The organism is Sorangium sp. So ce128 (genome assembly GCF_051525245.1).
In the GTDB taxonomy this organism is placed as follows: Bacteria; Myxococcota_A; Polyangia; order Polyangiales; family Polyangiaceae; genus Sorangium; species Sorangium cellulosum_B.
The window spans coordinates 5537130-5561730 of record NZ_CP150313.1 but is presented as its reverse complement, the minus strand read 5'-3'; the positions used below and the strand labels follow the sequence as shown (position 1 = coordinate 5561730).

General features: G+C 71.1%; 21 protein-coding genes. 12 read left to right on the top strand and 9 right to left on the bottom strand.

Going from position 1 to position 24601, the window contains the following annotated elements; all coding sequences use genetic code 11:
* Nucleotides 1-88 precede the first annotated feature (88 nt).
* Together WME82_RS21220 and WME82_RS21215 are read right to left on the bottom strand one after the other, a co-directional pair.
* Nucleotides 89-868: a hypothetical protein gene (locus WME82_RS21220; RefSeq protein ID WP_437873198.1), complete on the bottom strand. Its 780-nt coding sequence runs from the start codon at nt 866-868 to the stop codon at nt 89-91.
* 1 nt (nt 869) lies between these two features.
* Nucleotides 870-1733 (bottom strand): hypothetical protein, encoded by an 864-nt coding sequence (locus WME82_RS21215; protein WP_438044278.1) that lies wholly within the window; start codon nt 1731-1733, stop codon nt 870-872.
* A 298-nt stretch (nt 1734-2031) separates the two neighbouring features.
* On the opposite strand from WME82_RS21215, the gene WME82_RS21210 reads away from it, so the two are divergent.
* The 11 genes from WME82_RS21210 (at nt 2032) to WME82_RS21160 (ending at nt 15228) form a co-directional block, all read left to right on the top strand.
* Nucleotides 2032-2241 carry a ribbon-helix-helix domain-containing protein gene (locus tag WME82_RS21210; RefSeq protein WP_012236467.1) on the top strand — a complete coding sequence of 70 codons (210 nt, stop codon included), beginning with the start codon at nt 2032-2034 and terminating at the stop codon, nt 2239-2241.
* A 265-nt stretch (nt 2242-2506) separates the two neighbouring features.
* Complete coding sequence (lepA, locus tag WME82_RS21205; protein WP_438044277.1) at nt 2507-4309, top strand: translation elongation factor 4; 1803 nt, start codon at nt 2507-2509, stop codon at nt 4307-4309.
* A gap of 80 nt (nt 4310-4389) precedes the next feature.
* Entirely contained in the window at nt 4390-5031 is a 642-nt protein-coding gene (locus tag WME82_RS21200) for a hypothetical protein (RefSeq protein ID WP_438044276.1), read from the top strand.
* Between the two features lie 23 nt (nt 5032-5054).
* A complete protein-coding gene (locus WME82_RS21195; protein ID WP_437873195.1) occupies nt 5055-6497 on the top strand; it encodes a M16 family metallopeptidase in 1443 nt (480 codons plus the stop codon).
* Nucleotides 6494-7858, top strand: a complete 1365-nt coding sequence (locus tag WME82_RS21190) for a M16 family metallopeptidase (RefSeq protein ID WP_438044275.1) — start codon at nt 6494-6496, stop codon at nt 7856-7858. The genes WME82_RS21195 and WME82_RS21190 overlap by 4 nt, the downstream gene beginning before the upstream one ends.
* 334 nt (nt 7859-8192) lie before the next feature.
* Nucleotides 8193-9188 carry a collagen-like protein gene (locus tag WME82_RS21185; protein ID WP_437873193.1) on the top strand — a complete coding sequence of 332 codons (996 nt, stop codon included), beginning with the start codon at nt 8193-8195 and terminating at the stop codon, nt 9186-9188.
* A gap of 65 nt (nt 9189-9253) precedes the next feature.
* On the top strand, nt 9254-9775 hold the full coding sequence (locus WME82_RS21180) for a hypothetical protein (RefSeq protein WP_437747294.1): 522 nt from the start codon (nt 9254-9256) through the stop codon (nt 9773-9775).
* A 100-nt stretch (nt 9776-9875) separates the two neighbouring features.
* Nucleotides 9876-11276: a tetratricopeptide repeat protein gene (locus WME82_RS21175; RefSeq protein ID WP_438044274.1), complete on the top strand. Its 1401-nt coding sequence runs from the start codon at nt 9876-9878 to the stop codon at nt 11274-11276.
* A gap of 176 nt (nt 11277-11452) precedes the next feature.
* The gene (locus WME82_RS21170) at nt 11453-12997 is read left to right on the top strand and encodes a protein kinase domain-containing protein (protein WP_438044273.1); all 1545 of its coding nucleotides are present in this window, start codon (nt 11453-11455) and stop codon (nt 12995-12997) included.
* A 63-nt stretch (nt 12998-13060) separates the two neighbouring features.
* Nucleotides 13061-14023 (top strand): hypothetical protein, encoded by a 963-nt coding sequence (locus WME82_RS21165; RefSeq protein ID WP_438044272.1) that lies wholly within the window; start codon nt 13061-13063, stop codon nt 14021-14023.
* Complete coding sequence (locus WME82_RS21160; protein ID WP_438044271.1) at nt 14023-15228, top strand: lipoprotein receptor; 1206 nt, start codon at nt 14023-14025, stop codon at nt 15226-15228. The genes WME82_RS21165 and WME82_RS21160 overlap by 1 nt, the downstream gene beginning before the upstream one ends.
* Nucleotides 15229-15292: 64 nt before the next feature.
* Here the strand turns inward: WME82_RS21160 and asnB are convergent, their stop codons facing one another.
* The 7 genes from asnB to WME82_RS21125 all read right to left on the bottom strand — a co-directional run bounded on the left by asnB (nt 15293) and on the right by WME82_RS21125 (nt 23765).
* Entirely contained in the window at nt 15293-17305 is a 2013-nt protein-coding gene (gene asnB, locus WME82_RS21155; protein ID WP_438044270.1) for an asparagine synthase (glutamine-hydrolyzing), read from the bottom strand.
* A 1-nt stretch (nt 17306) separates the two neighbouring features.
* Entirely contained in the window at nt 17307-18896 is a 1590-nt protein-coding gene (locus WME82_RS21150; RefSeq protein WP_438044269.1) for a class I adenylate-forming enzyme family protein, read from the bottom strand.
* A gap of 19 nt (nt 18897-18915) precedes the next feature.
* Nucleotides 18916-19176: an acyl carrier protein gene (locus tag WME82_RS21145; RefSeq protein ID WP_438044268.1), complete on the bottom strand. Its 261-nt coding sequence runs from the start codon at nt 19174-19176 to the stop codon at nt 18916-18918.
* A 378-nt stretch (nt 19177-19554) separates the two neighbouring features.
* Nucleotides 19555-20529 (bottom strand): NAD(+) synthase, encoded by a 975-nt coding sequence (gene nadE / locus WME82_RS21140; RefSeq protein WP_012236453.1) that lies wholly within the window; start codon nt 20527-20529, stop codon nt 19555-19557.
* 198 nt (nt 20530-20727) lie between these two features.
* Complete coding sequence (locus WME82_RS21135) at nt 20728-21693, bottom strand: aspartate carbamoyltransferase catalytic subunit (protein ID WP_272099608.1); 966 nt, start codon at nt 21691-21693, stop codon at nt 20728-20730.
* 8 nt (nt 21694-21701) lie between these two features.
* Complete coding sequence (gene pyrR / locus WME82_RS21130) at nt 21702-22265, bottom strand: bifunctional pyr operon transcriptional regulator/uracil phosphoribosyltransferase PyrR (RefSeq protein WP_012236451.1); 564 nt, start codon at nt 22263-22265, stop codon at nt 21702-21704.
* Nucleotides 22266-22430: 165 nt separating this feature from the next.
* Entirely contained in the window at nt 22431-23765 is a 1335-nt protein-coding gene (locus WME82_RS21125) for a hypothetical protein (RefSeq protein ID WP_438044267.1), read from the bottom strand.
* Between the two features lie 107 nt (nt 23766-23872).
* Between WME82_RS21125 and WME82_RS21120 the strand changes: the two genes are divergently transcribed.
* Complete coding sequence (locus tag WME82_RS21120; protein ID WP_438044266.1) at nt 23873-24598, top strand: YceD family protein; 726 nt, start codon at nt 23873-23875, stop codon at nt 24596-24598.
* Nucleotides 24599-24601 lie beyond the last annotated feature (3 nt).

Sequence of the window (24601 nt, the reverse complement as noted above, 5' to 3'; positions counted from 1 at the left end):
GGCTGCGGCGGCAGGAGCACCTGTGCGCGCTTGCGCCGTCAGGGCAGGGGGCGAAGTTGACCCGACCTCGGCTCGAAGGAGGCGCGCTCTATTTCTTCTTGTCGCTGGAGGGCGCCGCGCTCCCGCTGTCGCCCACGGCCTCGTTTGCCTTGTCCGCGGCCGCTTGATCTTCCGCAGCCTTCTTCGCGGCTGCAGCGGTGGCCTCCTCTTCTTTCTTTCGCTCGTCGTCCTCGAGGCGGCGCTTCAGCTCGTTGTCGTGATCCCACCGATCGACCCGCTCGTCGGCGTCGACGTCCACGCCCATCCGCTCGAGCCGACCCATGCGGTAGATCTCCCAGACGTCCGGCTTGCCGTCGCGGTTCGTGTCGCGCTTGATGCGCGCGAGCTTGCCGCCGCTGTAGTACTTCCACTCGTCGGGGTTGCCGTCGCGATCGGAGTCGACCTTCACCTCGGCCAGCCTTCCGCCGGCGAACGTGAGCCATGTGTCGATCCGGCCGTCGTAGTTCGAGTCGGACTCCTCGTGAAGGCTCTCGCCCTTGTCGTTGTACTTGCGGACGACGTCCTTCACCCCGTCGAAGTTGGTGTCGATCTCGCGGCAGACGAGCGCCCTCTGGCGGTCTTCGCCGGTGCCCACGATCTGCCAGACGCGCCTCACGTTGGGCTGGATCGCGCCTGGCCCGGCGGTCTCGCTCGTCTCGCGATCTTCTTTGCCCTTCCAGTCGCACATCGAGCGATCGTCGATGCTGCCGTCGGCGTTGCGAGCCGCCTCGACCCTCGGCGCCTTCGCGCCTTCGAACCCTGGATCCGAGCCGCACGCCGCGCCGAGCAGGCTGAGCGTGGCCAGCGCGATGAGCGCTTGTCTCCTCATGTCACGGTCCCTTCTTGGCGGCCGGCTGGCCGGGCGCGGAGCCCGCGGGCGCGGTGCTCGCCGATGCAGCCGCGCCGGCGGGGGCAGCGGTGGGCGCGGCGGTCGTCGATGCAGCCGCGCCCGCGGCGGGGGCAGCTGTGGGCGCGGCGCCCGGCGCCCCGGCGGCCGCAGGCTGCCCTGCGCCCGCCCCTCCCTCCACGGGCGCGGCGCCGGCCGGCGGGGGCACGGGCGCTTTCGGCGCGCCGTACGACTCGGCGCAGAGATCCACCACGCTTCCGGGATCGGCCTTGCCATCGGCGTTCTGATCGCTCGCCACGACCGCGCACTTCGCGTCGTTCGGGTTGTTGAACTGCCACCACTGGTCGACGATCCCATCGCCGTCGGAGTCGCGCTCGCGGCGCGCGAGGCGCGGACCCTCGTAGTGGTCCCAGGTGTCGAGCTTGTCGTCGAAGTTGGTCTCGCGCTCCTTCAACACGATGGCGCCGCGCTCGTAGTGAGCGATCTCGTCGGCCCGCCCGTCGCGGTCGAAGTCCGATTCGCGCCGCCGTTCCACCCCCTTGCCGTCGTAGTAGATGAAGGCGTCGATCGCGCCGTCCAGGTTCAGGTCGACGACCCGACAGACCTCCCGGCCGTCTTGCTTCACGTGGATGATGTCGGGTATCCGGTCGCCGTTCACATCGACCTTCTCCGCAGAGGCGGAGTCCTTGTCGCAGGGCTCGTGGACGACCGCCGTGTCCCGTTCGCTGGTGGAGCCCTTCGCGCTCGAGGGTTCCGGCGTCGAGGACGCGCAGGAGGCGACCGAAATGGTGATCAGGGCCACAAGCGAGCACCTGGACGACCGCCAGGTGAGCGGGAATCGCGTCATCAAGAGATTCCTCCGGCCAGCCCGGAACCCTCGGGACAGAAGCTCGACGCGCCGGGCGAGCCGTCCCGACGCGGACCAGCTTCAAGCCGCAGTCTAGACCGCGGCCCGCGCGCACATCAAGAAGCCCACCAAACGCGACGGACGCGACGGACGCGACCCGCGGCCCAGCCCGGCCGATCCCCGAACCCCGGCGAGCACGGTGGCGCCATTCCGATTGACATCATACGTACCGGCATCTAGGGTAACGTCTTGTCAGTCGTACCCTTCGAGACTGGCGGGTTACCCTCCCGGGCGTGACATGTCGCGGAAGAAAGTCTCGACGACCATCTACATCACGCCCGAGCAGGCCGAGCGGCTGAAGATCCTGCACGAACGCACCAAGGTCCCGATCGCGGTCTACATCCGCGAAGGGATAGATATGGTCCTCAAGCACTACGAGCACGTGCTGCCAGGGCAGATGTCCCTGGAGAGCCCGCCGGTCGCCGCGCCGCCGATCCCGAAGAAATGACCGGCGCCGGGGGCCGCAAGGCTCTGGGCCCGGGGTGCCGGACGCCTGGGCGCCGGTCGCTCGGGGTGGATAGCTTCGCGGCGCGGGTCGCGCTAGGAGCAGGCACGCCGCGGTCCTCCATTTTCCGCGGCGCTCGTAGAGCCGCGCGCCGCGGCTCGCTCCCCCTGAGGGGCCCGGACGTTCCAGTCCGCTCCCTCGCATCTCGGTCGAGGCCGCGCGCTGCGGCCGCTAACGCTGGTCAGGTCGCCGCGCCCTGAAGCTCGCTATGCCCGTTGATTCCAAGCTCATCCGCAACTTCTCGATCATCGCCCACATCGACCACGGCAAGTCCACGCTCGCCGACCGCATCCTCGACGCGACCGGGGCGCTCACCGCCCGCGAGCAGAAGGAGCAGTTCCTCGACAAGATGGACATCGAGCGCGAGCGGGGGATCACGATCAAGGCCCAGACCGTTCGCCTGGATTACACCGCGAACGACGGCCAGACGTACCGGCTGCACCTCATCGATACGCCCGGGCACGTCGACTTCAACTACGAGGTCTCGCGCAGCCTCCAGGCGTGCGAGGGCGCGCTCCTCGTCGTCGATGCCACCCAGGGCGTCGAGGCGCAGACCCTCGCGAACGTCTTCCTCGCCCTGGACAACAACCTCGCGATCCTCCCGGTCCTCAACAAGATCGACCTCCCCTCGGCCGACGTCGAGCGGACGACCCGCGAGATCGAGGACGTCATCGGCCTCGACTGCTCCGGCGCCATCCCCGCCAGCGCCAAGACGGGGATCGGCATCGCGGAGATCCTCGAGGCGGTGGTCGCGCGCATCCCGGCGCCGAAGGGCGACCTGAACGCGGCGCCCCGCGCCCTCATCTTCGACAGCTGGTACGACAGCTACCGCGGCGCGGTCGTCATGGTGCGCGTCGTCGACGGCATCATCAGGAAGGGCCAGAAGGTCCGCTTCATGGCGACCGGCCGCGACTACGAGGTCACGGAGATGGGCGTGTTCACGCCCCACGCGACCGCCATCACCGAGCTCGGGCCAGGGGAGGTCGGCTTCCTCGTCGGCAACATCAAGAGCGTCGTCGACACGAAGATCGGCGACACGGTGACCGACGCCGTCCACCCGGCGACGACGCCGCTTCCCGGCTTCAAGGAGGTCAAGCCGATGGTCTTCGCCGGGATCTTCCCGACGGACTCGGCCCAGTACGAGGACCTCCGCGACGCCCTGTCGAAGCTCCACATGAACGACGCCGCGTTCGTCTTCGAGCCCGACACCTCCGAGGCGCTCGGGTTCGGCTTCCGGTGCGGCTTCCTGGGCCTGCTCCACATGGAGATCATCCAGGAGCGGCTGGAGCGCGAGTACAACCTCGACCTCATCACGACCGCGCCGAGCGTCGTCTACCACTGCTACCTGAACGACGGCTCGATGAAGTCGATCGAGAACCCCGCGAAGCTCCCGCCGCCGAACCTCACCGATCGCATCGAGGAGCCGATCTTCCGGATGACCGTCCACGTGCCATCGACGTACGTCGGCGCGGTCCTCGCCCTGTGCCAGGAGCGGCGCGGGGAGCAGAAGTCGATCCAGTACGCCTCGTCCGACCGCGTGATCATCACCTACGACATGCCCCTCAGCGAGGTGCTCTTCGACTTCCACGACAAGCTGAAGAGCGTGTCGCGCGGCTACGCGTCGATGGACTACGAGCTCGTCGGGTACCGCGCCGACGACCTCATCAAGCTGGACATGCTGGTGAACGGCGACCCGCTCGACGCCCTCAGCGTCATCGTGCACCGGGACAAGGCGTACGCCCGGGGCCGGGACCTCGCGGTGAAGCTCAAGGACATCGTGCCGCGCCAGCAGTACGAGGTCGCGATCCAAGCGGCGATCGGGTCGAAGGTCATCGCGCGGACGACCGTGAAGGCGATGCGCAAGGACGTGACCGCCAAGTGCTATGGCGGCGACATCAGCCGCAAGCGCAAGCTCCTCGAGAAGCAGAAGGAGGGCAAGAAGCGGATGAAGATGGTCGGGAGCGTCGAGATCCCGCAAGAGGCGTTCCTCGCCATCCTGAAGATCGACTGACGCGCGGGGGCGCTGGTCACCGCGCGCCGCGCGGCCACGCGAGCGTGGCGGCGCACGGCGCACGCTCGTATAAGCCGCCCATGCAGCCCGCCCCCGTCCGGCCGCGCGAGCTCCGCGCGGCGTTCTCTGCCCTCGCCCTCGCCCTCGCCGTCCTCGCGTGCGACGAGCCGCCCGCTCCGGCGCCTCGAGCGTCCACCTCAGCCCCCGCGCCGCCGGGCGCGGACAGCGCGGCGCCGGCCCCGAGCGCCGCGGCGACCCTCGCGGCCATGGAGGCCGCGAAGCGAGAGTTGCCGCCGCGGCCGATCCCGATCGGGTCGAGCGGGCCGATCCAGCCGAGCGCGCCGGCGGAGCAGCAGATGATGGCGATCCAGTACACGCTCGCCATGGTGTCGCCGCGGTCGACCGACCCGCTCGTCGACAAGCCCTACCTCGAGGGCATCCTGCCGAAGCTCGCCGCGGCGGTGCGCACCGCCGACAAGGGCAAGACCCCGCCGAACCCTGTCAAGGCGACCAAGGGGAACAGGAAGATCGAGGTCGACATGGGCAAGGGGTGCACCGAGCGCACCCCGTCCAACCTGCTCGCGCAGCGGGCAGGCTCCTCTCTGAAGGAGGCGTACGACGCGGGGATCCTCGTCGTCTCCTGCCACGACGACCGATGGGAGTGCCACCAGTCGACGCGGGATCCGAGCGACGTCCTGTGCCACGCAGCGCCGCGGCGCTGAGCGTGGTATGGGCTGCGCCTGCCATGCAGGAGACGCTTGCCTACTCGGTCCCCGGCGCCAACGCCCTCCCTCGAACGGGTCCGCTCGCCGAGATGCTCGTCGAGCTGAACCGCGAACGCCCGCCGCTCGCCCGGCTGCGCCACGACGCCACCGTCGCGTTCGGTCCGACGATGCGCGTCGAGCGCTTCGCCCTCGGGAACGGGCTCAAGGTGCTCGTGCTCGTCGACCCCTCAGCGCCCGTGGTCTGCCTGCAGACCTGGTTCGGCGTCGGCTCGCGCCATGAGCGCGTGGGCAAGACCGGCATCGCCCACCTCTTCGAGCACCTCATGTTCGGCGAGACGGAGAGCGTCGCTCACGGCGCGTTCGATCGGATGCTCGAGGAGGCCGGCGCCGAGACGAACGCGGCGACGTTCCTCGACTGGACCTACTACCACACGAACCTGCCGAAGGACGCGCTCGAGCTCACCCTCCGCCTCGAGGCGCAGCGCATGGCGCGGCTCGTCCTCCGCGATCCGCAGGTGTCGAGCGAGAAGGAGGTCGTCGCCAACGAGCGGAGGCAGCGGGTCGACGACGACGTCGACGGGGCGGTGAGCGAGCTGCTCTACAAGGAGGCGTTCACCAAGCACGCCTACGGGTGGCCGACCATCGGCTGGATGGAGGACATCAAGGGCTTCACGACCGAGGACTGCGTCGAGTTCTACCGGACGTACTACGCCCCCAACAACGCGGCGCTGGTCATCGTCGGCGACGTCGCGCTCGACGAGGCGCTGCGCGGGGTGCAGGACCACTACGGCGCGCAGGAGCCCTCGAAGATCCCGGTCGAAGAGGTGTGCCCCGAGCCGCCGCAGATCGCGGAGCGCCGCGCCGAGGTGGTGAAGCCGACCGCGACGCACAAGGTCGCGATCGGCTATCGCGCGCCGGCGCTCGGGGATTTCGACCACGCGCCCCTCGCCCTGCTGAACGAGATCCTCTTCTCCGGGCGGTCGTCGCGCGTGCATCGCGCGCTCGTTCAGGAGCAGGAGATCGCGAGCGAGGTCCGGGGCTGGGTGGGCTCGTTCCGCGATCCTTCGCTCTATGACATCTATCTCTCGGCTCGCGGCGAGCACACGGGGGAGGCGCTGCTCGCGGCCCTCGAGCCGCTCCTGGAGGCGGTGCGCCGCGCCCCCGTTACCGAGGCGGAGCTCGATCGGGCGAAGGCGCGCATCGAGCTCTCGGTCCTGCAAGGGCTCGAGACCGTCGCCGGCAAAGCAGAGCAAATCGGCTTCTACGAGACGGTGCTCGGCGATCCTGCGGCCCTGTTCGAGCGGCTCGCCGCCTACCGGCGGGCGACCGTGGGGGATCTGCTGCGTGTGGCGCGGCGCTACCTGGTGAGCTCGGCGCGGACCGTGATCCACGTGATCCCGGACGGGACGAGCGACGAGGACGACGAGGACGGGACGGACGCGGAGAGCGAGGAGGCATCGTGAGCCAGAGCGTGAAGAGCAGCCTCGCCTGGGGCGCCGAGGGGCAGGGCAGGGGAGCGACGGGGGGTCGCGTGGCGCCCCGCGACGGCGCGGTGCTCGTGGAGACGAGCCACGCGCTCCCCATCGTCAGCATCGTGGTCGCGTTCCCCTCTGGCTCGGCGCACGATCCGGCCGGGCGCGAGGGGCTCGCGCGCGTCACGGCGCGCATGCTCCGCCGCGGCGCGGAGGGCTACAGCGCGAACGAGATCGAGGAGACCATCGACGCGCTCGGCGGGGAGTTCGGCACCGACGTGGCGACGAGCGCGACGACGGTGCATTTCGAGGTGATCAAGCGCTCGCTCGACCGGTTCGTCGAGCTCGGGGCCACGCTCCTCGCGCGCCCGACGTTCTCGCCGCCGGAGCTCGCGCGGCTCCTGCGCGAGGCCGAGGCCGAGCTCATCGAGGCGCGCGACAGCGATCGCTCGCTCTGCAGCCGCGCCTTCCGGCGGACCCTGTTCGCCGGGCACCCGTACGGCCGCCGCACCGCGGGCACCATCCCGACGTTGCGGGAGATCACGCGCGACGACGTCGCCGCGTTCTATGCGCGGCACTACAGCCGGCGCAACGCGATCGTCGCCATCTCGGGCGACATCGAGCCCGGCGAGGCGCACGGGGTCGCCGAGCGCCTCCTGTCCGGCCTGCCCGAGGGCGAGGCGATCCCCGATCCGGTGACCGATCCCGGGGCGAGGCCGGGGCGTTGCCTCGTGTTCGTCGACAAACCCGAGCGGACGCAGACGCAGATGGTCATCGGCGGGCTCGGCACCGACGCCCACGACCCCGATCACATGGCGCTCCTGGTCGCGAACACCGCCTTCGGAGGCACCTTCTCGTCGCGGCTGATGCAGGAGGTACGCGCGAAGCGTGGCTGGTCCTACGGCGCCTCGTCGCGCGCGGGCTTCGATCGGCACCGCGACGCGTTCACCATGTGGACCGCGCCCGCGGCGCAGGACGCCGCCGCCTGTCTCTCCCTGCAGCTCGGGCTGCTCGAGGCGCTGCGGCGCGATGGGATCACCGAGGACGAGCTCACGTTCGTGAAGCGCTACCTCGTCCGCTCGCACGCATTCGAGATCGACACCGCGAGGAAGCGCGTGCACCAGAAGCTCGACGAGCTCCTGTACGATCTGCCGGAGGGGTACCACGAGACCTACCTGAAGCGGATCGAGGACGTCACTCTCGAGGAGGCGAACGCCGCCGTGCGGCGCCGGATCTCCGAGGACGATCTCGTGATTGGCGTCGTCGGCACGCACGAGGAGATCGGCGAGGCGATCGCCGCGGCCGTCCCGAAGCTGGCCGAGGTGAAGATCGAGCCGTACGATCTCGAGTAGCCGGCGCCGCGCCGAGGTCGATCACGTCGCGGCGCGCAGGCCGCGAGACCCGGGCGCGCGCCGTCTCGGGCGATCTCGCCCCGCGGCGGCGAGGCCTCGGCGCTGGCGACGCCGGCGGCCTGTCCGAGCGGCGTCGGACGATCGGGAGCGCGATCGGAACCGCCCGTCGGCCGCCGGCATCCAAGGCGCTGCTCCTTCGCGAGATCGTGGCAGGGCTCGCGGCCCGCTCCAGGATCATCGGCGCCTCCGGCCGCGATCGCTCAGCGCGCGCCGCGCGACGCCTCCCACGGCGCACCTGGCGCCGGCTCGCGAGGGCGAACGAGGGGAGCTCGCGATGAAGGCACGAACCATCCACGCGCCGGTCCTTGCGGCGGTGACCGCGCTGTCCGGGCCCGCTGCCGCGGCGGTCCCCGTCACGATCACCCACCAGGGACGCCTCTTCGATTCGGTGGGCCAGCCCATCGACGACACGCTCGACGTGGTGTTCGCGTTCTACGACGCGCCCGACGCGCCCGTGCCCGTCTGGAGCGAGCTCCACACCATCACGTTCGACCAAGGTTATTTCTCGGTCGACCTCGGCGAGCTCGCGCCCGTCGACAAGCCGGTCTTCGACGGCGCGGCGCGCTACCTGGGGATCACCGTGGGGGACGACCCCGAGATGGTGCCCCGCGCCAAGATCGCGAGCGTTCCGTATGCGCTCCAGGCCAGCAACGTCGCGGGGGACATCACGCCGAACTCGATCTCCATCGGCGGTCGCGTCGTCATCGACAGCAGCGGCGTGTGGGTCGGCGATCCGATCGGCCTGCAGGGCGCGCCGGGGCCCGCGGGCCCTCCCGGCGCGGCCGGTCCGGCCGGTCCGGCCGGTCCGGCTGGGCCGCCTGGCGCTGCCGGGCCCCCGGGGGCGCCGGGGGCGGAGGGGCCGCAGGGACCTCCTGGTGTCATCTCGAGCACCTACGTTTCCGCCGCGGGTGCCGCTCCTCAGAAACCGCTGCAGTTCCTGGCTGCGCCCGCGACCGTGAGCGTGACCGCCTCGGGGCAGCGCGTCATCGTCGTCTCCAACAAGGCGCTCGGCGCCGCGTCGACCCCGGCGGACCAGCTCCACCTCTGGATCTGCTCTCAGCAGCTCTCGCCTCTCGGGGAGCTCAGCCCAGAAGGGACGGGCGTCTATGCGGTCCAGGTCCCGGCGCACACCCGCATCACCATGGGGCTGAGCGCAGTGCTGTCGCCTCCCCCAGGCCAGTACAACGTCGGCCTCTGCGGGAAGTCCGATAGCCCCTTCTGGACCAACAACGACTATTCGTACACCTCCGCTGTCGTCTCGATGCAGTAAGGTCGGGCTGGGCGGCCAACCTCGCGCGCCGCGAGGCGCGCGGCGCCTGCCCTCCGATCGCCACCATGCAGAAGGAGCTGATGACCCCCGCGGCGATCCTGCTCGGCAGCCTCTTCATCGCAGCAGGGCTCTACCTCGGGCTGCAGCGTCCGCCGCCACCTGCGCCTCCGTCGGCCAGCGTGGAGGCCTCGACAGCACGCGCGGGCGCGCTGCCTGCGACTGCGGGCGCGCGCGCCCCTTCGCTGCCTGTGCATCACCCTGCGTCGGCAGGGGCCTCGCCGCTGACGAGCGAGCTCTACAAGCGTGTCGAGGGGGATGCCGCCAAGGAGCTCGAAGCGCGCCGGTCGCTCTTCGTGAAGCAGTGCTGGGAGCCTTCGCTCAGGAAGAACCCCGCTCCAGCGCGCGCCAGGTACATCTTCAACATGACCTTCGATGCGTCCGGGGACGAGATCGCCCGCGGCATCAGCGAAGTGCGAGGGATGGATCGTCCCGACGCGGCGCAATGCCTCCGGATGATGCCGCTGGGGCTCGTCGTGTCGCCGCCCGGAACGCGCGTCTCCGTCGAGGTCGAGATGACCCTGCCGTGAGCGCGCCGTGGCTGTGAGCGCGCCTTCACCGCGGCGGCCGCGCTGCAGCGATGCCTCTCTGCCGTTTGGTCCGCGATGGACGGTGGGCTAAGGTCACGCCGTGCCTTGGCTTGCCGAGCTCGCCCTGCACCTCTGCCGCGTGCTGCACCTGGTGGTCCTGGCGATCGCGCCCACGTCGCTCTCGCCTGAGCCGCTCCCGGCCGGCGCGCTCGCCCTCTCGGGATCGCTCTCGGCGGCCGGGCTCGCCGCGGCGCTCGGCCTGTCGGCGTGGTTCGCCGCGCGGCTCGATACACGGCTCGCCAGGAACGGCGCGGCGCTGCTGTGGATCGCGATCGCCGCGGCGCTCGCGGCCACGCTCTACTACCGCGGGCCTCGCGCGCCGCTCGCGCAGGGGGTCGTGTTCGTCGCGGTTCCCCTGTGGGCGGCGCTCGCGACCCTCGCCGCCGCCGCCGCGGAGCGCTGGCTCGGATCGAGCTTCAAGCACCGGCGCATGGGGGCCGCGATCGTCGTGATCGGCCTCGGTGTCGTCCAGCTGAACGGGGCAGCGCCCCTGCTCGGGTCGCGCGAGAGGATGTGGTGGGCAGCGCTGCGCCGCGACGGCGCACACCTGCGCGCGATCGACGAGCTCACGAGGCCGCTCCGCGAGCGGCGCAAGGTGGACGAGCTTGACGGCGTCGCGGCGCGCTGCCTGAGGATGCACCCCGCCGCCGCGCCCGCCGCGCCGGCCACGTGCGCCTGCCTCGCGCTGCGCGCCGAGGCGAGGCTGCACGCCCGCAACGCTGGCGCCGCCCTCCGCGACGCGGAGTCCGCGCGCGAGCGGTGCCCGGAGCAGAGCAGCACGCGCGCGGTCCTGGCCGAGGCGCTCGCCGTCGCCGGCCGCCCCGAGCGTGCCGAGGCCGAGGCGCGGGCCGCGCTGGAGGAGGGCGGCGACCCGTCGCGGCTCCGCTATGCGCTCGCGCTCGCGCTCGAGCGCGCGGGTCGCCTGGCCGAGGCCAGGGCCGAGGCGGATCGCGCGATCGGCGCCGGCGCAGGCCGGAAGGCGCAGCTCCTTGCGGGAGCGCTCGCGATCCTGGCCGGAGATCTCGACGGGGCGAAGGCGCGCCTCACGCCGCTCGCCGAGCAGGATCCCTCGGACGCCGAGGTGCTCTACAACCTCGCGCTCATCGCCGACAAGCGCGGGGACTACAACGGCGCACGTCAAGGCTACCTCGCCGCCCTGAAGGCCGAGCCCAGGAGCGCCGATGCGCGCTACAACCTCGCGCTCCTGACGTTCCGTGCGGGCATCGCCGAGGAGTCGCGCCACCACGTCCGCAAGTTCCTCGATGCGTTCCCGGACGATCCGCGGGGCAGCCAGCTCGCGCAGACGACGGGCACGCCGCTCGACAAGACGTCCACGACCGACAAGACGGACAAGGCCGACGGCGGCGGCGTGCTTCCGGGCCGGCCCGCCGAGCGGCGGTCTCTGCAGGAGCCCGCCGCCGCGAGCTCGGGTTCTCGCTAGCTTCCGCCGCGAAGCGTCGTAACCGACGCAAACGACGCAAACGTCGCAAATGCAGGGCGCGGGGGATGGCGGGGCTTCTACGCCATTTCATGCCGTCGGCCCCAGTTCACTTTTGCATGGCGCGAACGTGCCCCTGGATGACGACCTGTGTTATTCCAAAAGGTCTGGGAGGCTGCGTGACACCCGCCGCGGGGAACACCGTTGCCGATCGCTTTCGCCTGGTGCGTCCGCTCAGGCAAGGCGGGATGGGCTCGGTGTGGCTCGCCCAGCACCTCGGCCTCGACATCCCGTGCGCGATCAAGTTCATGAACGCGCAGGGCGTCTCCAAGGAGGTGCGGCTCCGGTTCGAGCGCGAGGCGAAGGTCGCCGCGCAGATCCGTAGCCCGCACGTCGTGCAGATCCTCGACCACGGCGTCTGGCAGGGGACGCCGTACATCGCGATGGAGTACCTCGAGGGGGAGGACCTCGACACCCGCATCCAGCGCGTGGGGCGGCTCGACCCGCACGACACCATGGCGATCACGGCGCAGGTGGCGCGCGCCCTCACCAAGGCTCACGCGAGCGGCCTGGTCCATCGCGATCTCAAGCCGGCCAACATCTTCCTCGTCCGGGACGACGACAGGGAGATCGCCAAGGTGCTCGATTTCGGCATCGCGAAGGACAGCACGCCGCAGGTCACCTCCACCACGAAGACCGGCTCGCTGCTCGGGACGCCCGCGTACATGAGCCCGGAGCAGGCGCAGGGCACCAAGAGCATCGATCACCGCTCGGATCTCTGGTCGCTCGCCGTCGTCGTGTTCGAGTGCCTCACCGGCAAGCTCCCGTTCAACAGCGAGGCGTTCGGCGATCTGCTCCTCAAGATCATGGTCAAGCCGCTGCCCGTGCCGTCGCAATTCGCCCCCGTGCCGCCTGGCTTCGACGCCTGGTGGGCCCGCGCGGCGTCGCGCGAGCCGGACGCGCGGTTCCAGAGCGCGAAGGAGTTCTGCGACGCGCTCGCGATCGCGCTCGACATCGCGAGCGAGAGCTTCGAGCCCAGGACGAGCATCGTCGGCCCGTTCCGCGTGTCCGGCGAGCGCATCTCGGTGGAGCTCGGGTTCGCGCCACGATCGAGGGAGAGCGCGGCGCTCCCCGACGCGGGGCCCGACAGCGCGGCGCCTTCTTTCGGGGACGCGGTCACGCTGATCGCCTCGGCGGACGGCGAGGCTGCGCGGACCTCGGCTGGGCCCGGCGCGACGGTGGCCTCGCCAGGAGCAGCGGTGGGCGCGTCCGCGATGTCCGGCCGCCAGATGCGGCCGCAGACCACCAGCGCGCTGGTTTCGGTGGTATCTCCCCCAGTCCGGCGGCCTGTCGTCGGACGCGCGCTCGCCGCCGCGGCGGCCGGCGCGGTCGTCCTCGTGGCCATCGCGTTCTTCGTCCTGCGCGGCGGGAGCCCTGACACGACGGGGCAGCCGCTCGCGCAGCCGGCCCCCACGGCTTCGATGTCCGATGCGCCGCGGGGGCCCGACGTCGTGGCGCCGGCCACCGCCTCCGCGCAGGCGCCGGAGCCGCCCCCCTCTGTGGCCTCGACGGCTGTAGCCTCTGCGACGGCGTCCTCGGTCTCGGCGACGCCGGCGAGCGGCCCGCGTGCGCCATCGGCTCAGCCCGCTCAGGCGAAGCCGCGTTCCCCCGCGCCGCCGGGGAGCGTCCGCCGCAAGCCGAAGCCGACGGATTTCGGCATCTGACGTTCACCCGCAGCACTTCGCACGGACCTCCTTCGTATGGCTCGTCGACTAGGGATCGCTTCCTTGCTGCTCGCCCTGACCTTCACGCCCGCCGCGCTGGCTCAGGTCTCGGACGCCGATCGCGCGACCGCGCGCTCGCTCGCCGTGGAAGGGCAGGAGGCCCTCGAACGAAAGGACTTCGCGGCCGCGCTCGATCGGTTCAGCCGCGCCGACGCCATCATCCACGCGCCGACCCTGCTGCTCGGCGTAGCCCGAGCCCAGGTCGGCGTGGGCCAGTGGATCGCGGCCCAGGAGTCGTACAGCCGCATCCTCCGCGAGGGGGTGCCGGAGAAGTCGCCCGAGCAGTTCTTCGAGGCGATCGCGGCCGCTCAACGCGAGCTCGACGCGCTCGCGCCCCGGATCCCGCAGGTGCTCATCTCGGTGAGCGGGCCGGACACCGCCGCCGTCACGATCGACGACGCGCCGGTGCCGCGCGCCGCGCTCGGGGTCCGGAGGCCGGTCGATCCAGGCGACCACGTCGTCCGGGCGTCGGCCGCGGGGTTCGCTCCGATCGAGGTGAAGGTGACGCTCGCCGAGGGCGCCAGCGAGACCGTCGCGCTCCAGCTCAAGCCGGTCGCGCCGCCGCCTCCGGTCAAGCCGCGTCCACCGGTGGCGCCGCTGCCAGACCAGGGCGCTCCTGCTTCCGGTTCCGGCGGCAGCAGCCGCACGGTGCTGGCGATCGCCGCGTTCGGGCTCGGCGGCGCCGGGCTCGCGGCCGGCGCCGTCGGCGGCGTGCTCGCGTTCGGCAAGCACGGCGATCTCTCGGAGCGCTGCCCCGGCGGCCGGTGCGCCCCGTCGCTCAAGGGCGAGATCGACAGCTACCACGCGATGGGCACCCTCTCGACGATCGGGTTTGCGATCGGCGCGGCGGGCGTCGGCGCGGGGGCGTTCCTGCTGCTCACAGCGCCGAGATCGCCGCAGCGCGCCGGGATATCGATCACGCCCGTGATCGGGCTCGGCTCCGCGGGAGCGAAGGGGAGTTTCTGATGCGCCAGGCGTTCGGAATCGGCTCGATGGTCTGCGTTGCCATCATGACCGCCGCGGCATGCACCAGCGTGCTCGGGGACTTCACGGTGAGCGAAGCCAGCGCGAGCTCGGCCGGTGGATCCGATGCGTGCGCGACCGGCACGGCGGACTGCGACGGCAACCCCGACGACTGCGAGGTGAACCTGCTCGAGAACCCCCAGAACTGCGGCGCTTGCGGCGCGGTGTGCCTGGACGGCGGGACGTGCAGCGCGACCGGCTGCAGCGGGGCCACGGAGATCGCGCGCGGGTTTCCCACCATCGAGGCTCCGAACGCGAACCTCCTCACCGTCTACCAGGGCGAGGTCTACTGGACCGCCGGCGAAGGCACGGACGGCAGCGTGCAAAAAGTGTCGATCCTCGGCGGAGCCGTCACGACGCTCGCCGTCGGCCAGAACGCTCCGTACGGGATCGCCGTCAACCAGCACGGCGTCTTCTGGTCCAACCTCAACGACAAGGACGTCTTGATGGTGGACCGCAACGGAGCACGCGCGCCAGAGGTTCTCTTCGACTCGGACTTCGCGACCCTCGGCGTGGCTGCGGACGACAACGCGGTGTTCTGGGCGCAGCGCGCAGCTGGCATCGGCACGCCGGGCGACGGGAGCCTCATCGGCCAGATCCTGATGCCCGGCGAATGGGCGGACGACGAGTTCCTCGAGGTCAGCAATGCTTCGCCGCACCTCATCGCGCTCGACCAAGAGCACGTGTACTGGGTCGACAGGAGCCTGCGCGGCACGGTGAACCAGACGCATCGGCAGACCCGCGACACGAAGCGGCTGGCCGACGAGCAGCCGTTTCCGTACGCCATCGCCGTGGACGACGACCACGTCTACTGGACCAACAGCCCGCGCGGGGATCACGCCAGCGAGCTGTCTGCCGTCATGAGGGCGCCGAAGGACGGCTCGGAGGACGCGGTGGTTGTCTGGACGGCCGCGGAGGATGATGACGTGGCGCATGCGTCCCCCGACTGCATCGCCGTCGATGGGCTCGATGAGTTCGTCTACTGGACCGATCAGGGGTCGCCCCGCGTGATGCGGAAGCTCAAGGACGGCACCGGCAGGGCTCGGCCGCTGTACGAGGGCGGCACCCCGCGCGGGATCGCGCTCGCAGGGGGGGTCGTGTACTGGGCGGACGAGAGCAGCGGCACGATACGCAAGCTCCCCCGCTGAGGGGCGGCGCACATGCGCCCCGCGGCGTCACGCCGCCGCTCAGCGCGGGGCCGAGCGCGGCCGATCAGCCTGCAGCGTCGCGTACCCGATCGACGTCGACGCCCAGCCGGCCTGACGTGTCGTCGGCGGCCGAGACGACGCGCGCGCCCTGGAGGATGTCGCGCGCCATGAGCTGCGTGGAGAGGATCGCGCAGAACGCCATGTCGTCGGTGTTGCTCATCGATTTGCCGCCGGTCTTGCGGCACTTCGCGACGAGCGCCGCGACGGGCTGCGCCTGCCAGATGCCGGCGTCCTTGATGGCATCCGGCGACAGGCACGCCTCGACATAGTCCGGCGTCCCGCTCCCGAAGAAAGGCTGCACCACGGGCGCGCGGTACGGCTGCTTCTTCCGCTCGAGGACGCCGGGCGGCAGGAGATCGCCCATCGCGCGCTTCAGCACGTGCTTCTCGTCGAGGGTGCGGAGCTTGAGCGCGTCCGGCAGCGCGTCCGCCACGTCCATCACGTTGGGATCGAGGAACGGGAAGCGCCCCTCGACCGAGTTCGCCATCATCATGCGCTCGCCCTGGGAGGAGAGCAGGTAGCCGGAGAGCAGCGTCGTGATCTCCAGGTACTGCGCGCGCGCGAGCGGCGTCCAGCGCATGAAGTCGCGCGGCAGCTGCTCCCTCAGGCGATCGGCCGCGGCGGTGTCGCCGATGCCCTCGCGCATCGCGGGATCGAGCATCAGCTTGATGCGGCTCGTGGCGTCCCAGCGCGGGCGGTGGGAGTAGAACGGGTCGTCCGTCTGCGCGAGGTTCCGCCCGAAGAAGGCCTTGGCCATCTCGACCTGCGCGACCGGCGACCGCTGCAGGTAGGGGTAGAGCCGGAGGAGGAGCTGCGGCCTGAGCTTGCTGTCCGGGTGGCGCGCCCAGAAGCGGCGTACCCGGTCCTCGCGGAAGATGTCATAGCCGGCGAAGAACTCGTCGGCGCCCTCGCCCGTCAGCACCACGCGGTAGCCGCTCTGCCGGACGAGGCGCGCCAGGATGAACAGCGGCGCCGGGGCGGTGCGCAGGAGCGGGGCCTCGGCGTGGTAGACGACCTCCGGGAAGACGCCGGCGATGTCGGCGTCACCGCACTGGATCGACGCGTGCGACGTGCCGAGGTGCGCTACGGCGGCGCGCTGGTACTCGGCCTCGTCGAACTCGCGCTCGGCGAACTCGACCGAGAACGTGCGCAGCGGCACCTCGCGGTTCGAGGCGATGAGCGCCGCGACGATCGTGGAGTCGAGCCCGCCGCTCAGGTAGCTGCCGACGGGGACGTCGGCGCGCAGGCGGATCGTCGAGCCGCCGCGGACCGCCTCGCGCACGCTGGACACGAGCCCCGCCTCGTCGCCGCCGGGCGCGCGCCCGACGGGGAACTCGGGGCGGAAGCGGACCGAGACGCGCGGCGCCACGTCGCGATCGAGGTCGAGCGTCGCCACCGCGCCCGGCGGGATCTGCTGGATGCCCTCGTACGGCGTGAGCGGGGCGGTCGGCGCCCAGAACGTCAGCGCCTCGTCGAGGCCCTCGCGGGAGATCGCGCGGGGGATGGTGGGGTCCTGGAAGAGCGACTTCACCTCGCTGGCGAACCGGAGGACGCCGCGGTGGACCGTCCAGAAGAGCGGGTTGATGCCGACGCGGTCGCGCGAGAAGAACGCGCGCCTCCGCTGGACGTCCCAGATGACGAACGCCCACTGGCCGTTCAGCCGATCGACCATGGCCTCGCCGTACTCGGCGTAGGCGTGGATCAGCGCCTCGGTGTCGCTCTTGGTCCGGAAGTGATGGCCCTTCGCCGTGAGCTCCTCGCGGAGCTCGATGTAGTTGAAGATCTCGCCGTTGAAGCAGACCCAGAGCGTCTCCTCGGCGTTGGCCATCGGCTGCCAGCCGCCGTCGAGGTCGATGATCGACAGGCGCGAGTGGGCCAGCGCGACGTGGCGATCGCGGTAGATGCCGAAGCCGTCAGGGCCGCGGTGGCGGAGCGCCCGCGCCATCTTGAGGGCCAGTTCGCGGTCGGGGTTCGGCGCGTCGGTGCGTAGGTTGATGAGGCCGGCGATACCGCACATATCAGATGAGCTCGCTCTTCTTGACTTTGCCGCTCGCCGTCTTGGGGAGCGAATCCATGAACTCGACGAACTTGGGCACGGCGACCTCGTCGAGCTCGGCCCGCACCTTCTTGCGGACATCGTCGGCGGTCACCGCGGCGTCGGGGGCCTTCACCACGGCGGCCTTCACCGCGACCCCGAGCACCTGATCCGGCACGCCGACGACCGCCGCCTCGACGACGCCCGGGACCTTGCAGATCACCGACTCGACCTCGAGGGGGCTCACCTTCTCGCCGCGGGTCTTGATGATGTCGTCCTTGCGCGCGACGAAGTAGAGGTACCGGTCCTCGTCCATCTTGAAGAGGTCGCCGGTGTGGAGCACGACCTCGCCCGGGAGGGGCCCCGGCCGGAGCGCGCGTGCGGTCGCGTCGGGGTTCCTCCAGTAGCCGCGCATCACGTTCGGCCCGCGCACGACGAGCTCGCCCACCTCGCCCGGCTCCGCGTGCGCGCCGTCCTCTCGCTCGATCCAGAGCTCCTCGTTCGGCATCGCGATGCCCACGGAGGACGGCCGCTCGAGCGCCAGGGAGGGCGGCAGGTAGCAGACGCGCGTGCACTCGGTCTGGCCGTACATCGCGAAGAACGAGACGTTGGGCAGGAGCTCGCGGAGGCGAAGGAGCTGCGGCGCCGGGAGCCCGTACGCGGCGTTCGTCATGTACCGGAGCGCCGAGAGATCGGCCTTCGCGAAGTTCTTGAGCGAGAGCATCGACGCGAAGATCGTCGGCACGCCCGCGAAGCCGGTGGCCCGCTCCTCGGCCATCCGCTGGACGATGGGCCACGGCATGGAGAAGCCCTTCTCGAGCACGACGGTCCCGCCGAACGCGTGGGTCACGAGCAGCTGGAAGAGCCCGTAGGTGTGCGACAGGGGCAGCACGCAGAGGATCACGTCGTCCGCCGTGTGCTCGAGGTACGCGCCGATGGCCGCGGTGCTGTTGCGGAGGTTCTGGTGCGTCAGCATGACCCCCTTCGACTCGCCCGTGCTGCCGCTCGTCCAGCAGAGCGTCGCCAGATCGAGCTCGATCGCGCGGCGCGCAGGGGGCTCGCCGGGCGCGCCGGCCAGGGCCTCCTGGAAGTCGCGCCCGTCGGGCGGGGGCCCGGCCGCGGCCGGGGGAGCCGCGCCGCTCAGGAACGTCGCCGCCGGCCTCGCGCCGGGCGGGAGCTCGGCCACGGCGGCGAGGCTCTCGCGCATGCCGCGCGCCGCCACGAGCACGCGGGGGCCCGCGAGCTCCATCACCTGGCCGACGCGCCGCGGCCGCATCGCGGTGCCGAGCAGCGACGGCACGCCGTCGGCCCGGAGCGCTCCGTAGTACGCGACGACCGCGTCCACGCCGTTGTCGAGCGCGACCATGACGCGATCGCCGCGCTGCACGCCCGCCTCGCGGAACAGGGCGGCGCAGCGATCGGCCAGCGCGTCCAGCTCCCGGTACGTGATCCGCCGTCCCTCGCAGACCAGCGCGACGTGGTCGGGGCGAGAGGCGGCGAACGATCGCAGCGCGGAGTCGATGAGGAAGCGATCCGAGCGCGGATCGCGACGAGCGGTGTGCTGCGTGCTCATGCGCCCCCCGGGGTTCGGGCTAGTTGCTGCTCTTCTTCCCGCTCACGTAGGTGACGAGCCTGGCGATCGAGCCGAAATTCGCCGGCACCATCTCCTCGTCGGCGACCTGGATGCCGAGATCCTGCTCGAGGAACTGAACGATCTCGAGGACGGCCGTCGAGTCCAGGATCCCTTGATCGAGCAAAGCGACCTCGGACCCGAGATCGGCGGTAGCGCCCCGGTATCCGAACGAGGTGACCAGGAAGTTGCGAATCGTCGATTCGATGCTGGAAGTGCTCATGGAGGTAGTCTCCACGTCTATCACCCCCCCGGCTTTCCTGTCGAGAACACTCCGCGGAGCGACGGCCAGCGCGCGGATCGCGGCAGGACGCGGTCGCGGTTCATCGTTCACGTTCACGTTCACGCATGCACGCGTCCGCGCTCGTTCGCGTGCGGTGTTCCCCGTGCCGTCCGTGTTCGAAAGCCGCCGCCAGGGCGCGCCGCGGAGGTGAGATTGGCGACTGACGATCTCGCTGTGAGCCCGTCCGCCACCGTCGTCAACGTGAGTGAATTTCAGCGAGGTTCCGCGCTGTTTCCGGCGGGTTTCACGACCGGGGAACGGCGTCCCAAGCTGAGAATGCCGTTGACAGCGGCGAGCGCGGTCTGACGGCGCGGCTCGTCAGGCGTGGCCCTGATCGCGGACGAGCAGCGGCTGCGCGTGGAGGTACTGCGCCACCCGGCGCTTCGCTTCGATGTCCTTGAACACGCGCTCGACCTGCTGCGGCGTGATGCCGACGGCAGAGGCCGCGTCCGCGGCGGGAACGTTGTTGTTGTAGGCGTACAGGCAGAGGTCCATCTTGTCGTAGGGGAGCGCGAAGTAGAACTCGTCCTGCCCCTGCGGCATCGAGAACGTGTCCGTCGTCGGCGCGCGCCTGCGGATGTCGGCAGGGACGCCGATGTACTCGGCGAGCGCGTAGACCTGGCTCTTGTACAGGTGCGCGATCGGCTTGAAATCCGCGGCGCCGTCGCCTTGCTTGACGAAGAAGCCCTGATCGTACTCGAGCAGGTTCGGCGTGCCGGCGACGGCGTAATTGAGCCTGTCCGCGTGGTAGTACTCCATCATCTTGCGGATGCGCTGCTTGAAGTTCGTCGCGGCGACGAGCTGCAGGTACGCGTTCAGGGGCATCCGCTTCACGCGCGGCTCCTCGCCGGGCGGCTGCGCCGTCAGCTGCGAGACGTTCAGCCTGTCGCTCTCGAGGATCGAGGGGAGCGTGATCTTGAACTTCCAGCTCTCGTTGTAGTCCGGGTAGACCATCCGGATCGCCTCGTCCTGCCGCTCGTAGCAGCGGAGGCCGGTCAACGCGGGCTTGATGTTCTCGATGACCGCCTCGATGCCGAGCCCCTCGGCGAGCAACTTGCCGAGGCGGAGCGCGTCATCGGAGGTGTCGCGCTCGGGCATGAAGATGCCCAGCACCTTGTCCTTGCCGAGCGCGCGGACGCACAGCGTCGAGACGACCGAGCTGTCGATCCCGCCCGAGATCCCGACCACGGCCCCGCGCCGCCGCAGCGTACCGAACACCTGATCCCGGATGGCCTGCTCGATCTCTTGCGCTACTGCCGGGGCATCGATCCTGAGGACGTCTCGCGAAAACATGGTTGGCTCCACCCTTTCAAAAAGATGGACCAGCCTATTAAAAGGGGGCGCAACAGGGAACCCTGTTCGCTGCCAGCGGGCGTATGCCAGGGGGAGCCGCGCGCGGGGGCCGCGTCTTTCATGGTTCCGTGGGTTTCATGGGCCAGGGCGTCCGTCTGCCCCAGCTGCGCCGCCGCGCCCGGAGGGCCGGGGCGATCGTCAGGGCGCGGGCCGTGGCTCGCCGGTCGCGGAGAACTCGTTGGCCTCCGCGGCCAGGATCCAGAGCACGGCCATCCTGACCGCGACGCCGGCCTCGACCTGGTCGAGGATCACGCTCTGTGCGCCGTCCGCGACGCGCGGATCGATCTCCACGCCGCGGTTCATCGGCCCCGGGTGCATCACGATCGCGTCTGGCTTGGCGAGCGCGAGCCGGGCTGGGTTCAGCCCGAACGTGCGGCTGTACTCGCGCGTGCTGGGCAGGAAGCTGCCGCTCAGCCGCTCGCGCTGCACGCGCAGCATCATCACCACGTCGGCCCCTTCGAGGGCGGGCTCGATCCGATCGTAGACCGTCGCGCCGAGCGACTCGCCTGCGATCGGCAGGAGCGTGCGCGGGCCGGCGAAGCGGACCCGCGCGCCCATCGTCGTGAGCAGGTGCGCGTTCGAGCGGGCCACGCGGCTGTGGACGATGTCGCCGCAGATGGCGACCTCCAGCCCTTCGAGTCGTCCCTTGGCGCGCCGGATCGTGAACGCGTCGAGCAGCGCCTGCGTCGGGTGCTCGTGCGTGCCGTCCCCCGCGTTGACGACCGCGGCGCGCGTGTGCGCGGCGACGTGGTGCGGCGCGCCCGACGCGGCGTGCCGGATGACCAGCACGTCCGGCTGCATCGCCTGGAGGTTCTGCACCGTGTCGAGCAGCGATTCCCCCTTGACCGCGCTCGAGGTGGAGACGCTGATGTTGATGACGTCGGCGCTGAGCCGCTTGCCCGCGAGCTCGAACGACGTCCGCGTGCGCGTCGACGGCTCGTAGAAGAGGTTCACGACCGTCTTGCCGCGGAGCGTGGGCACCTTGCGCACGCTCCGCCGGGAGACGTCGAAGAGCGACTCGGCGGCGTCCAGGAGGGCCACGATCTCGGTACGCGAGAGACCCTCGATGCCGAGCAGGTGTCGGTGCGGGTAGATCCTCCTCATGCGCTGGCTTACGTTCCTTCCGGTGGCGGGGGGGGCTCCGAGAGCTTTGTGCCGGCGGCGGTGACGAGAGCCCAGAGCTCGCCCGCGCGCTCCACGACGTCGATGCGCTGCCCGGGGGCGAGCTCGACCGCGCGGACGATGTAGTCGGGGTGAATCGGCAACTCCCTGCCGCCGCGATCGACGAGCGCGACGAGCTCGATCCGCTGCGGTCGCCCGTAGTCGAGCACCGCGTCGAGCGCCGCGCGGATGGTGCGACCGGTGTAGATGACGTCGTCAATCAGCACGATGCGCCGGCCGTCGACGGGGAAGGAGATGTGGCTTGGGCCGATGCGCGGGTTCGGCAGGGCGGTCGCGGCGTCGTCGCGGTAGAGCGTGATGTCGACGGCGCCGACCGGCGGCGCGTGCCCCTCGATCTCGAGGAGCAGCGCGGCCAGCCGCTTGGCCAGCGGCTCACCGCCCCGCCGGATCCCGATGAGCGCCAGATCTTCCACGCCGCGGCCGCGCTCGGCGATCTGGAGCGCGATGCGCCGCAGGCCGCGCCCGATGGCGGCCGGGTCGAGCAGAGCTTCCATGGCGCGGCGAGGGCTAGCACGGCGAGCGCCCTGCACCCAAGGCCCGCGTGCGCTGTCCGCCGGATCGCCCGTGCGCCCGAGGGCGCGCGGGCGATCCGGCCGTGCTGAGGAGGAGGAGCGCCGTCGGCGCGGCGTCGCGGCAGCGGCGCGGAGGCGCGGGCGGCCTCAGTCGGGCTGGTGCAGGACCCGCTGGGTGCGCTCGACGAAGTAGAACCGCTCGAAGCCCGCGCGCTGGAACGTGAGCGCGCCGAACCCGTTGACGGCGATCGCGGCCGCGCCGAGGGCGTAGAACGGCGCGCCGAAGCGGCGGCCGGAGACGGCGATCATCGCGAAGAGAAACGGGGCGAAATCGTTGGAGAAGCGGTAGCCGAACTGGAGCCAGCCGGTGTTCTGGTAGAGGAGGCTCGGCAGCGCGACCGCGGACACCGTGGCGGCGAGCGCCCAGAACGGGGGCGGCGTGCGTCGGGGCCAGAGGGCCCACGCGTAGATCGGCGTGGTCACCCAGAGCGCGAGCCCGTGGGCGTTGATCTGGAAGGGGGCGCCCTGCACGTGGGTGTACGGCAGGCCGGTGAGCACCACCGCGAGGTTGCGCGGCAGGTAGTGGTACGAGAAGAGCCCCCACTTCTCGATCCGCGCGCGCCACGCGATGTGGAGGTACCGGTGGCCGAACTCGGCCGCGTCGCCGAAGCGCGCGTGGTTGTGCCAGAGCAGCGCCGAGAGCACGAGCGCCGCCGGCGCGGCGAACAGGGCGAGCCGGCGCAGGAGGGCGCGCGGGTCCGAACGGTCCACGCGGAGCGCCTCGAACAAGAACAGCGGCAGGGCGAAGCCGAGCGGCGTGCGGGTCGCGAAGCCGAGGCCCAGGGCGAGGCCCGCCGCGAGCGGATGGGCGGCTTCGAGCGCGCAGTAGAGATAGACGCACGCCAGCGCGACGCCGACGACGTGCGCCGCGAACCACACCGTCCCTTGCACCGCGCTGAACCAGTAGACGCTCCCGAGCGCGAAGAGCAGCGAGAGCGCGACGTTCTCGGCCTGCGTGCGGTGGCTGCGGCGCGAGGCCGAGAGCTTCTCCAGCGCGAGGAAGAGGACAGCAGGCCCGACGCCGGCGAAGGCCAGGAAGAACTGCCCGTCGCGCACGCGCTCCGCGCTGCCGGCGAGCTTGACGAGCGGCGCGATGAGGACCGCGGGGAAGGGGGGGAAGCTGACGTAGTAGCGGTCGCCGAACACGGCGAAGTCGTTGCCGCCCGCGTGCGCCGGCGGCGGTCCGCCGAGATCGAGGCGGCCGTGGAGCCACGCCTCCGCGAGCAGCGCGTAGTGGTTGTAGGGCGTGTGAGCCGCGAAGATCTCGCGGGAGGAGCTCGCGGCGTACACGAGCGTCACGAGCGCGTAGAGGGCGATCGCGACCGCTGCGCGGCGGCCTGCGCGCCGTGCTTCCCCTGAAGGTTCCGGCCGCCGATTGGCGGCGCCCGCGGCGCGGGCCTCGGGCGTGGCGCTACGGTCCATGCGCGGGCGACGCTACCATGCAGCCTGATGTGACGGCGGCCGCCGGTCGTTCTTGCGAGCCAACGCACCCCGCGCTAAACGCTCCGCTTTCACTGGCCCGGAACCCCATGTCCCAGTTTGCCGTCTCTGCCAATGACATCGACATCTCCGGTATTTCGCTGGACATGCCGCTGCCGCTCGACTGGATGAACGCGGCGCTCGCTGACGCCGACGTCACCGGGCGCGCGCCAGGTCACCTCTCGGCCCGCCTCTCGCGGACGGGGAACGAGATCGTCGTGCGTGGCCGCGTCAAGGCGCCCGTCGCCACGCCCTGCGCGCGGTGCCTTGCCCCTGCCACGCTGGACGTTGACGCCGAGCTCTCGCTCCTCTTGCGTCCTGCCCCGAAGGCGGACGGTCACGGCCACCGGCGGGACGGCGCTGCCCGCAACGGCGCGGCGAAGCCTGGGGCGAGCAAGGTCAAGGAGGCCGAGTACGAGTTCACGGCGGACGAGGCCGACGTCGACACGTACGACGGCGAGACGGTCGAGCTCGATCCGTTCATCCGCGAGGCCATTCTCCTCGAGATGCCGAACTTCCCCTTGTGCTCGGAGGCTTGCCCGGGTATCGGTCCTGCCGCGTCCCGAGAGGACCGCGAAGGCGGCTCCTCGGCCCTCGTCCGCGGGGCGGCGGAGGAGGATGAGGCCGCTCCAGGCCTCGACCCGCGGCTCGCGCCGCTCAGCGCGCTCCGAGAGAAGCTTGGACAGAAGCCCAGCGGCTCTGACAGGCGCGCGCAACCTGCATCGCCCCCCCCGGCCAAGGCCGGGACACCGAAGAAGAAGACCAAGAAGGAGTAGTTC